This window comes from Jeongeupia naejangsanensis (assembly GCF_016865585.1).
Taxonomy (GTDB): Bacteria; Pseudomonadota; Gammaproteobacteria; order Burkholderiales; family Chitinibacteraceae; genus Jeongeupia; species Jeongeupia naejangsanensis.
The window spans coordinates 190,063-204,761 of the sequence record NZ_JAESND010000001.1 but is presented as its reverse complement, the minus strand read 5'-3'; the positions used below and the strand labels follow the sequence as shown (position 1 = coordinate 204,761).

The 14,699-nt window shown below is 62.7% G+C and carries 6 protein-coding genes; 4 read left to right on the top strand and 2 right to left on the bottom strand.

Going from position 1 to position 14,699, the window contains the following annotated elements:
- Positions 1-167 precede the first annotated feature (167 nt).
- From JMJ54_RS00950 to lysS, 3 genes are all read left to right on the top strand, one after another.
- A complete protein-coding gene (locus tag JMJ54_RS00950) occupies positions 168-4,910 on the top strand; it encodes an NAD-glutamate dehydrogenase (RefSeq protein WP_203536075.1) in 4,743 nt (1,580 codons plus the stop codon).
- 168 nt (positions 4,911-5,078) lie between these two features.
- Positions 5,079-6,182 carry a peptide chain release factor 2 gene (gene prfB, locus JMJ54_RS00945; protein WP_203536861.1) on the top strand — a complete coding sequence of 368 codons (1,104 nt, stop codon included), beginning with the start codon at positions 5,079-5,081 and terminating at the stop codon, positions 6,180-6,182.
- A 60-nt stretch (positions 6,183-6,242) separates the two neighbouring features.
- Complete coding sequence (gene lysS / locus JMJ54_RS00940; RefSeq protein WP_203536074.1) at positions 6,243-7,751, top strand: lysine--tRNA ligase; 1,509 nt, start codon at positions 6,243-6,245, stop codon at positions 7,749-7,751.
- A 57-nt stretch (positions 7,752-7,808) separates the two neighbouring features.
- Here the strand turns inward: lysS and rlmB are convergent, their stop codons facing one another.
- On the bottom strand, positions 7,809-8,552 hold the full coding sequence (gene rlmB / locus JMJ54_RS00935; protein WP_203536073.1) for a 23S rRNA (guanosine(2251)-2'-O)-methyltransferase RlmB: 744 nt from the start codon (positions 8,550-8,552) through the stop codon (positions 7,809-7,811).
- An 80-nt stretch (positions 8,553-8,632) separates the two neighbouring features.
- Positions 8,633-11,173: a bifunctional diguanylate cyclase/phosphodiesterase gene (locus tag JMJ54_RS00930; RefSeq protein ID WP_238999823.1), complete on the bottom strand. Its 2,541-nt coding sequence runs from the start codon at positions 11,171-11,173 to the stop codon at positions 8,633-8,635.
- Between the two features lie 114 nt (positions 11,174-11,287).
- Here JMJ54_RS00930 and mfd point away from each other — a divergent pair, with 114 nt between their 5' ends.
- Positions 11,288-14,695 (top strand): transcription-repair coupling factor, encoded by a 3,408-nt coding sequence (mfd, locus tag JMJ54_RS00925; RefSeq protein WP_203536072.1) that lies wholly within the window; start codon positions 11,288-11,290, stop codon positions 14,693-14,695.
- Positions 14,696-14,699 lie beyond the last annotated feature (4 nt).

Below are 14,699 nucleotides of genomic sequence, written 5' to 3'. Positions count from 1 at the left end.
GTCAAACCGATTGCCGGCGGCTGGGCGGCAAAGAGACACCGACGGGCGTCTACGCCTTGTTCCGCTTTAGCGATTGGGGAAAACAAGGTTGAGGAAAACCCGGTCTGGCGACGCCCTAGGCCGGGGTATAGAGTCAAATCAGCTTCAACGACGCAGAGCAGGCTGAAATGACCTTTTCCGTTCCCCGTTCGCAGCTGGATGCACTGGCTCAGGCACGCGAACCCCTCGCCGACAACATCCGCTCGCTGTTTGCGCGCTACTACGCGGATCTTCCCGCCGAGGACTTTGATGCCCGGGAGGCTGACAACTGGGCTGGTGCCGCGCTGTCGCACTGGCGTTTTGGCGCCAGGCGTGCGCCCGGCGAGGTGCTGATCCGCACCGAAAATCCGACGCTGATCGAGCACGGCTGGGAGTGCAAGCACACCGTTGTCGAACTGGTTGTCGACGACATGCCTTTCCTCGTCGACACCGTCAGCATGGCGATCAATCGACTTGGTTACGGCGTTCATCTTGTCGTGCACCCGATCCTGCGTGTGGCACGCAATGCCGCGGGCCAGGCCGAAGGTCTTGATGATGCAGGCGTCCATGAATCGTGGATGCACTTCGAAATCGACCGTGTCACCCGCCCGGAAGCGCTCGCCGCACTGGCAGAGGAAATCCGAAGCGCACTGGCCGTGCTGTCGGTTGCAGTGACCGACTGGCCCAAAATGACCGAACGGCTTGGCGAAACACTGGCCGAGCTGCGCAATGCCCCGCCACCACTGGCTACGGCCGAAATTGCCGAAACCATTGCCTATCTCGAATGGTTGCGTGACGACCACTTCATTTTCCTTGGCTGCCGCGACTACCGGATCGACGACGCCCAGGGCGACGGCAATATGTGGATCACGCCGGGTTCCGGCCTGGGCATGCTGCGCGACGATGGCGTTGGTGGTCCGTCGCGGACCTGGGCGTCGCTGACTCCCGAGTTGCGCAAGATAGCCTATCGCCCGGATACGCTACTGATTCTGACCAAGGCAGATACCCGCTCGGTCATCCACCGGCCGACCTACCTCGACATGGTGTGCCTCAAGCAGATCGATGCCAGTGGCAAGGTCGTGGGCGAACTCCGGCTGCTGGGCCTGTATACCGCCAGTGCCTACAACACGCCGCCTCGGCAGATTCCTATCCTGCGCGAAAAAATCGCCCGCGCCGCCCAACAGTCCGGCGCCGATCTGACCGGCCACCGCGGCAAGGGCCTGCTTCATGTGCTGGATACCTATCCACGGGAAGAGTTGATCGAAACCGACGCCGACGAGCTCGCGCGGATTTCGGCCGGCATCGTCGGCCTGCAGGAGCGCAACCGGACACGGGTGTTCTTCCGCGACGACATCTACGGTCGCTACGTTTCGGCCATGCTTTACGTGCCGCGCGACAACTACACCACCGAAGTCCGGGTCAAGGTGCAGCAACTGTTGCTGGAGCGGCTCGCCGGCGAAAGTGTCGAATTCAACGTCCTGCTGTCGGACAGCCCGCTGGCGCGCGTCAACTTCATCACCCGGATTCCGCACGGCACGCACCCGAAGTACGACGCGCAGGAAATCGAAGCCGAAATCGCCGAAATCGCCCAGCGCTGGCCCGACGAATTGCGTCGCCAGCTCGTCGCCCATGGTGGCGAGGAGCAAGGTGCGGTCCGCTACCAGCGTTACGCCAACGCGTTCTCGGCAGCCTACTGTGCAGACTATCCCGCGCGCGTAGCGGTGCATGATGTCGACGCACTGGAAGCCGCACTCGAGACCGGCCAGCTGACGACGACCATCGTGCCGGGCAGCCAGTCCGACACGCGCCAGTGGCGGCTGAAGCTGTATCGCAATACTGCAATCGAACTGTCCGATTGCCTGCCGCTGCTGGAGAACCTTGGCGCACGCGTGCTGGACGAGCGGCCGTACAAGCTCGGCTTTGCCGACGGTAGCGCGGCCTGGATCATCGATATCGGCATTCAGATTCCGCAGGCGGGCGAGCTGGAAGACCCGGCCGCGCGCGCCAGACTGCTTGAAGCCTTCGAAGCGATTTTTGTTGGTCATTGCGAGAACGATTCGTTCAATCGCCTGATCCTGCAGGCCGGGCTCGCCTGGCGCGACGTACTGGTATTGCGTGCGTACGCGCGCTATCTGAAGCAGATCGGCTTGCGCTTCAGCCAGGAAACACTGGCCGACACCTTGCTGCGCTTCCCTGTGCAGGCGGCGCAACTGGTCGAGCTGTTCGATGGCCGACTGAAACCCGGCGCCAACGTAACAGGCGTCGAGGCGCTCAGCGCAGCGCTGGCGCAGTTCGCGGCAGATCAGCCGAATCTTGACGACGAAAAGATGCTGTCGCAGTTCCGCGCCGCGATCGAAGCCACGGTACGCACCAACTTCTGGCAGCAGGACGCATTCGGCAACGCCAAACCTTATGTCTCGTTCAAGATCGCCTCGGCGCAGATTCCAGGCATGCCGCAGCCGGTGCCGCTGTTCGAAATTTTTGTGTACTCCAGTGAAATGGAGGGCGTGCACTTGCGTGGCGGCAAGGTCGCCCGAGGCGGTCTGCGCTGGTCCGACCGGCGCGAGGACTTCCGGACAGAGGTGCTGGGTCTTGTGAAGGCTCAGATGGTCAAGAACACCGTGATCGTACCGGTCGGTTCCAAGGGCGGCTTCGTCGTCAAGAATCCCCCGGCCGAGCGCGAAGCCTTTCTTGCCAAGGGCGTCGAGTGCTACCAGACGCTGATTCGCGGCATGCTCGACCTGACCGACAACCTCGTCAACGGAAAGGTCATGCCTCCGGCACAGGTCACCCGTCGTGACGAGGACGACCCTTACCTCGTCGTTGCTGCCGACAAGGGCACAGCAACGTTCTCGGACATCGCCAATGCGCTGTCGCAGGAATACGGCTTCTGGCTGGACGATGCGTTCGCATCGGGCGGCTCGGTCGGTTACGACCACAAGAAAATGGGCATTACGGCCCGCGGCGCGTGGGTCTCGGTCGAGCGGCATTTCCGCGAAATGGGCATCGACGTCGCTGTCGATCCGATCACCATCGCTGGTATCGGCGACATGTCAGGCGACGTATTCGGCAATGGCCTGCTGCGCTCCACTTCGGTCAAGCTGGTTGCTGCGTTCGATCACCGGCACATCTTCATCGACCCGAATCCGGATCCGGCGCTGTCGTACAAGGAGCGCGAACGCCTCTTCGCCCTGCCCCGCTCCAGCTGGGCCGATTACGACGCGCGACTGGTATCGCAAGGCGGCGGGCTGTGGCCACGCAGCGCCAAATCGATTCCGCTCTCGGCTGAAATGAAGGCACTGCTGCAGGTCGAGGAAGACGAACTCGAACCCAATCTGCTGATCCAGGCGATCCTGAAGGCGCCGATCGACCTGCTCTACAACGGCGGCATCGGCACCTATGTGAAGGCCAGCACGCAGACGCATGCCGAAGCAAACGACCGCGGCAGCGATGCGGTCCGCGTTGACGGCCGCGAATTGCACTGCAAGGTCGTCGGCGAAGGCGGCAATCTCGGCTTCACCCAGCTGGGCCGGATCGAGTACGGCCTGTCGGGTGGCCGCATCTTTACCGATGCGATCGACAATTCGGCCGGCGTCGACTGCTCCGACCATGAAGTCAACATCAAGATATTCCTCAACCGCATCGTCGCCAGCGGCGACATGACGCTGAAGCAGCGCAATCAGCTGCTGGCCGAAATGACCGACGAAGTCGGCCATCTGGTGCTCGAGGACAACCGGCTGCAAACACAGGCGATCTCGCTCGAACGGATGCAGGCGCCATCGCTGCTGTCGGTGCACCAGCGCTTCATGCTGGCCATGGAACGTCAGGGCAAATTGTCCCGCCGGCTCGAATACCTGCCGGGCGACACGCTGTTGCTCGAACGCCAGCAAGCCAAGCTTGGGCTGACCCGGCCGGAGCTGTCGGTGCTGCTCGCCTACGCCAAGATCGTCCTCAAGCAGCAACTGCTGGCCAGCACGCTGCCGGACGATGCTCGCTGGAATGCACCGCTGCAGGATTACTTCCCGACGGCACTGGTGCAGCGCTACGGCGACCGGATTCCCGAGCACCCGCTGCGGCGTGAAATCGTCGCGACCTTGCTGACCAACCATGTGGTCAACCGCTACGGCATCACCTGCGTCTTCAGGCTGGCCGAAGAGGTCGAGCGCCCGGCCGACGTCGTGGTCGCGGCGTTGATCGATGCACAGCAACTGCTGTCCATCGACAAGCTGGTCGCCAGTATCGAGGCTGCTTCCGCTGTGCCGGTTGCCGAGCAGTACGAGTTGCTGATGTCGGCGCGTCGCCAGACCGAGCGGGTCGCCCGCTGGCTGCTGCAGCACCCGCTAGACACGGCCTCGCACGAGCATCTGCGCACCTGCGCTGAACTGTGTCTGCCAAGACTGCCGGAATGGCTGATCGGCAGCGCGGATGCACAGGCTCGCCGTGAAAGCTGGGTCGAAGCCGGCGTGCCGGGCGAACTGGCCGGGCAAGTGCTGGCGATCGAACACGCCATGCCCTTCATCGAACTGGCACGCAGCGCGTCGGATACCGGTACGCTGGCCGAACGGATGAAGCTGTTCCTCGCACTGGGCCAGGTTCTGTCGCTTGACTGGCTGGCCACGGCGATCGAGAAACTGCCGCGCGAAAACCGCTGGCAGACGCTTGCCCGCCTTGCCGCGCGCGACGATCTGCAGCGCTTGCACGCCATGCTGACGGATCGTGTCTGGCAACGTCCGCAGGCCGATGCGGACGCCAAGCTGGCCACATGGCAGGAAGACGTGGCCGAGCAACTGGCGCAATGGCTGCGGATGCTTGACGAGCTGCGTGAAAGCCAGCCGGATCTGGCGATGATCTCGGCCGCGCTGCGGGAAATGCGGGCCCGTCTGGCAGCCTGATCCGGCAGTTCGCGATGCAAAGGGCGACGTCTTCGGGTGTCGCCCTTTGTTTTTCCGGCCCCATCCGTCGATGCCCGGTGATGTTTGCCCTCGTCGGCGCAAAGCATTGCCCCGATCCATCAAGGCAATCCGGTATAATGGCCGGTTTTCCGACCGATATAGACCGTGATGGAAGCCGAACAGCTCAACCAGATCGACAACCACCTCGCAGACTTGGCCAGCCGCGCCGAGGAGCTGAAGCGTTACCTTGACTATCCGGGCAAGCGTGACCGGCTCGAGGAAGTTGTCCGCCTCTCCGAAGACCCGGACATCTGGAACGACCAGAAAAAAGCCCAGGAAATCGGCCGCGAGCGCAAGGCGCTCGAAGATGTCGTCGTCGTGCTCGACGAAGTCGCCGGTGGCGCTGCCGATGCCAAGGAGCTGTTCGACATGGCACGCGGCGAGAATGATTTCGAGACTTGCGCCGCGATCGGCGATGACGCGCAAGTACTGGAAGAAAAGATCGGCAAGCTCGAATTCCGCCGGATGTTCAGCAACCCGGCCGACCCGAACAACTGCTTCATCGACATCCAGTCGGGCGCCGGTGGCACCGAAGCGCAGGACTGGGCCGGCATGCTGCTGCGCATGTACGTCCGCTACGGCGAACGCAAGGGCTTCAATGTCGAAGTCATGGAAGAGTCCGAGGGCGAAGTCGCCGGCATCACCAGCGCGACAATCAAGCTCTCCGGCGAGTATGCCTATGGCTTCCTGCGCACCGAAACCGGCGTGCACCGCCTGGTGCGCGTGTCGCCGTTCGACTCGAACGCACGCCGTCACACCTCGTTCTGCTCGGTCTTCGTCTACCCCGAGGTCGACGACAGCTTCGAGATCGAAATCAATCCGGCGGACGTCCGCACCGACACCTACCGCGCCTCTGGCGCCGGTGGTCAGCACATCAACAAGACCGACTCGGCAGTACGGCTGACGCACATTCCGACCAATATCGTCGTCCAGTGCCAGAACGACCGCTCGCAGCACCGCAACCGTGAAGAAGCCTGGGCGATGCTGCGCGCCAAACTGTACGAGCTCGAGCTGCGCAAGCGCATGGAAGCGCAGCAGACGCTCGAAGCCGGCAAGTCCGACATCGGCTGGGGCCACCAGATCCGCTCCTACGTGTTCGACCAGAGCCGCATCAAGGACCTGCGTACCAGCTACGAAGTGGGCAACCTCAAGGGCGTGATGGACGGCGATCTCGACGGCTTTATCGAAGCCAGCCTGAAGCAAGGCGTTTGATCCATTTGAGTTGACCGGAGCAGGCCGCCCTGCTCCGTTTTGCATTTGACGGAAACAAGCATGAGCGAACAGCAAGAACAAGTCGTCCAGCAGGACGAAAACCAGATCATGGCCGAGCGCCGCGCCAAGCTTGGCGCGCTGCGCGAACAGGGCATCGCGTTCCCGAACGACTTCAAGCGCGTCGACGTTGCCGGCGACCTTCACGCCAAGTACGGCGAACTGGAAAAGGAAGCGCTAGAAGCACAGAACATCACGGTCAGCGTTGCCGGCCGGATGATGCTCAAGCGCGTGATGGGCAAGGCCAGCTTTGCCACTGTGCAGGATGTCAGCGGCCGCATTCAGTTCTACATCAGCCGTGACTCGGTCGGTGAAGACGTCTACGCCAGCTTCAAGACCTGGGACATGGGCGACATCCTCGGCGCCGTCGGCACGCTGATGAAGACCAAGACCGGCGAGCTGTCGGTTCAGGTCACCCAGCTGCGCCTGCTGACCAAGTCGCTGCGCCCGCTGCCGGACAAGTTCCACGGTCTGGCGGATCAGGAACAGAAGTATCGCCAGCGCTACGTCGACCTGATCACCAACGAGGTCAGCCGCGACACCTTCATCAAGCGCTCGCGCATCGTGCAGAAGATCCGCGAATACATGGTGAACGAGTCCTACCTCGAAGTCGAAACGCCGATGATGCACCCGATCCCGGGTGGCGCCACGGCCAAGCCTTTCGTGACGCACCACAACGCGCTCGACATGCCGCTGTTCCTGCGCGTCGCGCCGGAGCTGTACCTGAAGCGCCTGGTCGTCGGCGGCATGGAGCGCGTGTTCGAGGTGAACCGCAACTTCCGCAACGAAGGGATGAGCACGCGGCACAACCCCGAATTCACAATGATGGAGTTCTACGAGGCCTACGCCGACTACCAGCGCATGATGGACATGACCGAAGGCGTCATCCGCTATGCCGCGCGCGAAGTCATCGGCCACACCGTGATCGAATATCAGGGCAAGCCGGTCGACCTGTCCAAGCCGTTTGCGCGCTTCACCATTGCCGGCGCCATCAAGCACTACAACCCGCAGTACACTGACGAGCAACTGCACGACCGCGCCTGGCTCAAGGCCGAACTGGCACGCCTCGGCGCCAAGCCGGTCCTGACCGACGGCATCGGCGGCCTGCAACTGAGCCTGTTCGACGAAACCACCGAAGAAAAGCTCTGGGAGCCGACCTTCATCGTCGACTATCCGGCCGAGGTCTCGCCGCTGGCACGCGCCAACGACACCAACCCGGGCATCACCGAGCGCTTCGAGCTGTTCATGGTCGGCCGCGAGCACGCCAACGGCTACTCGGAGCTGAACGACCCCGAAGACCAGGCTGCGCGCTTCCAGGCGCAGGTCGACCTGAAGGACAAGGGCGACGACGAAGCCATGCATTTCGACGCCGACTACATCCGCGCACTCGAATACGGCCTGCCGCCGACCGGCGGCTGCGGTATCGGCATCGACCGTCTGGTGATGCTGCTGACCAACTCGGCCAGCATCCGTGACGTCATCCTGTTCCCGCAGATGCGCCGCGAAGACTGAGCAGGACGCGAAGCGAAAAAAAGGCCGACAATTGCCGGCCTTTTTTTGCGTCTGCGTTCAGCGCTGCGCGAGCGACAACTGGCGGCGGGTTTCGGCCAGTACGATGCCGGTGGCCACCGACACATTGAGGCTTTCGACCGAGCCGTACATCGGAATCGATACCAGCTGGTCACAATGCTCACGCGTCAGACGACGCATGCCCTCGCCCTCATTGCCGAGCACCCAGGCAATACCGCCGCGAACTTCGAAATGGTGCAGATCGGCATCACCCTCGGCAGCGGTGCCGACGATCCAGACGTTTCTATCCTTGAGTTCGCGCAGCGTGCGCGCCAGATTCGTCACCATCACGTACGGCACGGTTTCGGCCGCGCCGCAGGCAACCTTGGACACGGTGGCATTGATGCCGACCGACTTGTCCTTCGGCGCAATCACCGCATGCACGCCCATGGCGTCGGCAACGCGCAAGCAGGCACCGAGGTTGTGCGGGTCGGTAATCCCATCGAGCACCAGCAAGAATGGCGGCTCGTCCAGCGTGTCGAGCACGTCATCGAGCGTCACATAGGATTTGGTCGGATCAATCAGCGCCGCGACGCCCTGATGGCGCGCCTTGCCGGTCAGGCCATCCAGACGCGCAACATCAACCAACACCACCTTGGCACCCTGCTCCTCGGCGAGCTTGATCAGCTCCTTGGCACGGGCGTCGATACGGGTCGCGTTCAGGTAAAGCTCGCGAACACTATCGGGAAAGCGCTTCAGGCGCGAGGAAACGGCATGAAAGCCGTGGATGAGTTTGTTTTGCATGGCATGCACCATCGCAGCTTTCGCGGCGATCGCGGAAAGGAAACCGCAATTCTAACAAACTCCTCCCGCCCGCCGTGGCTTTAACCCGCCAGAACCGGCTCCTCGCCATTGGTCGGGTTGAGCAAGGCATGCTGGTCCAGATAATGCAGCAGGTCGAACTCTTCGAGCGGCGGCGCGTAGAGGTAGCCCTGCACGACATGACAGCCGGTCCGGCGCAGGAAGTAGGCCTGCTGGTGCGTTTCGACCCCTTCGGCGATGACCTTGAGGCGCAGTTTTCTGGCCATCGCGACGATGGCCTCGGCAATCGCGCCGCTGTCTTCGTCTTCCGGTGTGTTTTCGATGAAGGAACGGTCGATTTTGAGGGTGTCGAGCGGGAAGCGCCTCAGATTGGCCAGTGACGAGTAGCCGGTACCGAAGTCGTCAATCGCCAGCTTGACCCCCATGGTACGCAGCTGCACCAGAATGCGCACAGCCCGCTCCGGGTTCTGCATGATCATGCTTTCGGTAATCTCGAGCTCCAGCCTTGCCGCCGGCAGATTGGCAAGTGCCAGCGCCGTGGCGACCTGCTGCGGCAACTGTTCGCGCATGAACTGTCGTGGTGACAGATTGACCGCAACACGCGGAATATCGTGACCGGCATCGAGCCAGCCACGCATGAGGCGGCACGCTTCGATCAGCACCCATTCGCCGATCGGCACGATCAGCCCGTTTTCTTCGGCCAGCGGAATGAAGCTTGCCGGCGGCACCAGCCCGAGCTGCGGATGGGACCAGCGCAGCAATGCCTCTACGCCGTACAGCGTCCCCGCAGCCAGATCGATCTGCGGCTGAAAGTAAAGACACAACTCCTGACGCTCCAATGCATGGCGCAGGCTGTTTTCGAGAATCAGGTGCTCGAACGCCCGGACATTCATTTCCGGCGCAAAGAACTGGTAGGTGTTCTTGCCGAGCTCCTTGGCGCGATACATCGCCACGTCGGCATTCTTGAGCAGCTGCGCAGGCTGCAGATCATCGTTCGGGTAAAGACTGATGCCGATCGAACAGGTTACAAACAGCTCCTGCCCCTGAATCAGGACGGGCAGCCCCAATCTGGAAAGCAGCCGTTCGGCCACAGCCGCGACGTCGTCGGCACCTTCGATGCCGTTGAGGATGACCGTAAATTCATCGCCACCGAGCCGGGCGATCACGTCCCCCTCCTTGACCGAGGCTCGCAGGCGCTGGGAGATCACCTTGAGCAGCTCGTCACCGACGTCATGGCCAAGACTGTCGTTGATGGCCTTGAAGCGGTCGAGATCCAGAAACATCAGCGCAAATGGTCTGGCATCCTCGCGCGCGGCCGCCTGCTTCAGCGCCGCGTGCATTGCGCTGCGATTGCGCAGTTGAGTCAAGGCGTCATGATTGGCGAGAAAATGCAGGCGCATTTCCGCTTCTTTGCGGTGTGTGTAGTCGGAGAAGACGCCCACATAGTTGCTGACACCACCCAGCTCGTCACGCACGGCGCTGATCGACAGCCATGCCGGATACGATTCGCCGTTCTTGCGGCGGTCGAGCATCTCGCCCTCCCAGTGCCCGAGGTCGGCCAGGCGGGCCACCATTTCACGATTGCGCTCGCGCGAACGCCGGTGCTCGCCGAACATCCGTGAAATTTTGCCGATGGCCTCGCCGGCGTTGAATCCGGTAATCCGGCTGAACGCCGGATTGACCGCAATGATGCGCGCCTGCGCATCGGTAATCAGAATGCCTTCGGAGGCGTTGTCGAATACTTGTGCCGCCAGACGGACGCTGCGCGCCGCCGCTGCCTCGTCCCGATAGGAGGCAGCCATCAGCAGTCCCGCAACGGCCACGGTGAACAGATGCAGGATGATCGAAAGGTCGTCGCCGCCGGGCAGGCTGCGGGTTTGCAGCGTTGCCGAGGCCACCATCACCGCAGCCATCATCATGCAACCATTGCCGACATGCCCCAGCCGCAGGGACGACCAGATCACCAGCGGGAACAGCAGGAACTGCAGGTTGGCCATGCCGTCGCCGTAGTGACGATAAATGAGCATGGTGCTGACGGCCGTCACCGTGACCAGCAGGGTGAGCTCGATCAGGCGGTTGGCGCTGAAGCTGCGCAGCTCCGAGCGCAAGCCTGCGACGAAAGGAACGACGATCAGCAGGCCCAGCGCCTCGCCCATGGCCCGCTCGACCCAGTTGTCGAAAGTATTCAGATGGCGGGCAGGTTCAAAGACGCCAAAGACGACAGCAGTCAGCATCGCAGGCAGCAAAACGCCCGCGAGCGGCCCGGCAACCAGCAGGCGCAGCGCATCGCGAACGCGAACATCGCCCGACGCCGCGAGCGCCGGCAACAGGCCGACAATGAGCAGCGCCTGCAAAACCTGAATGACCGAAACCAGCACCACGGTCGGGAGCGACAACCCACCCAGCACCGGCAAAACCCAGGCGGTTGCGGCGAGCGCGGGCCATGCGCGCGGCCCGAGCAGGAGCAATCCGGCGACAGCAACGCCGACCTGCGGCGCGACCAGTGCGCCATACTGCGCAGGCGCGAAAAAAAGCCAGCCAAGGTATTGCGCCAGCGCATAGAGCGCAGCCAGTTGCGCATCGCGCAGCGATAGTCCCGACATTGCCCCTCCTTTTGGTCAGCTTGCGCGTTGTTATCAGCGACCTTGTTCTGTTCGCATTTCTGGCGTCACTACGCCGGTATAATCGGAATTCGTCCGATCACAGCCATGATCCTCATGAACACCCCAGTACTGCCCCGCGCCGGTGAGCGCCTGCTTCTCGCCACCCCTCACGGGTCGGCCGACGCCTGGCTTCTCGATCAGCTTGGCAACCAGACTTCAACCCTGCTCGTCCTGACCGCCTCGGCGCAAGATGCAGCCCGCCTCGGCGACGAAATCCGCTTTTTCGCCCCCAAGCGAACCGTCGTGCAGCTGCCAGACTGGGAAACGCTGCCTTACGACCACCTCAGCCCGCATCACGACCTGATTTCCGAACGACTGGCCAGCCTTTGGCAAATTCGCGAACAGCAGGCCGACGTCATCATTGTTCCGGTGCAAACCGCACTCGGACGGCTCGCGCCGGTTGAATACCTTGCGGCCTACACCTTCAACATCGCCAAGGGCAGCGCATTCGACCCCGAAAAGCTTCGCGCCGACCTGGTCTTTGCCGGCTACAGCCACGTCACCCAGGTGTTCAGCCCCGGCGAATTCGCCATTCGCGGCGGCCTGGTCGACCTCTTTCCGATGGGCTCGACACTGCCCTTTCGCCTCGACCTGTTCGACGACGAAATCGAAACCATCCGCACCTTTGACGTCGATACCCAGCGCAGCCTTTACCCCGTCCCGGACATCCGCCTGTTGCCGGCTCGCGAGTTCCCGCTTGATGAAGCCGGGCGCACCCGGTTTCGCCAGCGCTTCCGCGAAACATTCGAAGGGGATCCGAGTAAGTCTCAACTTTACAAGGACATCAGCAACGGCGTAACGCCGGCAGGCATCGAGTACTATTTGCCGCTGTTTTTTGACCACACTGCCACCCTGTTCGACTATCTCGCGAAAGACACGACCGTCGCCCTGCACGGCAAGGTGCTCGACGCAGCCGAAAGCTTCTGGCGCGACACGCAAGACCGCTACCGCAACCTGTCCGGCGAAAAAAGCCGCCCCATCCTCAAGCCCACCGAGCTGTACCTGGCACCGGACGAGCTCTTCGGCCTGATCAAGCCCCTGCGCCGTGTCGAGCTGATCAGCGACAGCAACGAGCCGCGCCCGACATCCCCCCTTCCGTCACTGGGGGTCGACCGTCGCGCGGACAATCCGCTGGCAAAACTGGAACGATTTGTTGCCGACTATCCGGGCAAAGTGCTCGTTACGGCCGAGAGCCTGGGTCGGCGGGAAACGATGGCGCAGTTTTTCGGCGAATACGGCGTCAAGCCGGTGCTCGTTGAGGCCTGGTCCGATGCACTGGCAGCGCGCAAGACCCGGCTGATGCTTGCCGCCGCGCCGCTGTACAACGGCTTCGTCCTGGAGGCCGAAGGTCTGGCCGTCATCACCGAGGCCGACCTGTACGCGACCGTGGCGCAAAGCCGTGGCCGCAAACAGCAAAAGCGCAGCAATACCGACGCGATGCTGCGCGACCTGTCCGAGCTCAAGATCGGCGACGCGGTCGTTCACGAGGCGCACGGCATCGGTCGCTACATGGGCCTGACGTCGATGGACCTCGGCGAGGGCGCAACCGAGCTGCTGCTGCTCGAATACGCCGGCGGCGACAAGCTTTATGTGCCGGTATCGCAACTGCACGTCATCAGCCGCTACTCCGGTGGTGCAGCCGACGCGGCGCCGATGCACCGGCTCGGCTCCGGCGTTTGGGAAAAAGCCAAGCGCCGTGCCGCCGAACAGGTGCGAGACACCGCAGCCGAACTACTCAACCTGTATGCCCGCCGCGCCGCGCGCCAGGGTCACGCCTTCGAGTGGAGGCATCAGGACTACGAGGCGTTTGCCGAGGGCTTCGGCTTTGATGAAACCCCCGATCAGGCCGCCGCGATCGAGGCGGTTCTGGTCGATATGCGCGTCAGCCAGCCGATGGACCGGCTGGTGTGCGGTGACGTCGGCTTCGGAAAGACCGAGGTCGCGCTGCGTGCTGCATTCGCGGCCGTCGCCGGCGGCAAGCAGGTTGCCGTCCTGGTGCCGACGACCCTGCTCGCCGAGCAGCACTTCCAGACCTTCGCCGACCGCTTCGCCGACTGGCCGGTCAAGATCGCCGAGCTGAGCCGTTTCCGCTCCGGCAAGGAAACAACCGCCGCACTCAAGGGACTGGCCGACGGCGTTGTCGACATCGTGATCGGGACGCACAAGCTGGTTCAGCCCGACGTCCAGTTCAAGAATCTCGGCCTCGTCATCATCGACGAGGAGCACCGCTTCGGCGTGCGGCAGAAGGAGCAGTTGAAGGCCTTGCGCGCCAATGTCGATGTCCTGACCCTGACAGCGACACCGATTCCGCGCACGCTGGCCATGAGCCTCGAGGGCATCCGCGACTTCTCGGTCATCGCCACTGCGCCGAGCAAGCGCCTGTCGGTCAAGACCTTCGTTGCCAAATTCGGCGACGGCATCATTCGCGAAGCCGTGCTGCGCGAACTCAAGCGCGGCGGCCAGGCCTTCTTCCTGCACAACGAAGTCGATACCATCGAGAACATGCGTGAAAAGCTCGGCGCGCTGCTGCCCGAGGCACGCATTGGCGTGGCGCACGGCCAGATGCGCGAGCGCGAACTTGAACATGTCATGCGCGATTTTCACGCGCAGCGCTTCAATCTGCTGCTGTGCACGACCATCATCGAGACCGGCATCGACATCCCCAATGCCAACACCATCGTGATGAACCGCGCCGACAAGTTCGGCCTCGCGCAGCTGCACCAGATGCGCGGCCGCGTCGGTCGCTCGCACCATCAGGCCTACGCTTACCTGCTCGTCCCCGACGTCGAAGGAATGACCGCCGACGCCAAGAAGCGCCTCGAAGCCATCCAGATGATGGAAGAACTGGGCTCGGGCTTCTATCTGGCCATGCACGACCTGGAAATCCGCGGCGCCGGCGAGGTTCTGGGCGACTCGCAATCAGGCGAGATGCAGGAAATCGGCTTCTCGCTCTACAGCCAGATGCTTAATGAGGCGGTGAAGTCGCTGAAAAAGGGCCAGGAGCCGGACCTGTCGCAACCGCTCGGCATCACCACCGAAATCAACCTGCATGCGCCGGCGCTTTTGCCCAACGAATACTGCCCGGACGTGCACGAACGCCTGTCACTGTACAAGCGGCTGGCCAACTGCGAAACGCCGGACGAGCTTGACGACATCCTGCAGGAGCTGGTCGACCGCTTCGGATTGCTGCCCGACCCGGCCAAGGTGCTGCTCGACTGTCACCGGCTGCGCATGCAGGCCAAGCCGATGGGCATCCAGAAGATCGACGCGGCCGACTCGGCCATCGTGCTGACGTTCGCACCGAACACCGTTGTCGAACCCTTCAAGCTGATCCAGCTGATCCAGAGCAAGAAGAACTACAAGATGCTGCCCCCCGACCGGATGCGGATCGAGGGCAACTGGCCCGAACCCTCACTGCGTGCAGTCCGTATCAAGGAACTGCTCGTCGAACTGAACAAATGACTGG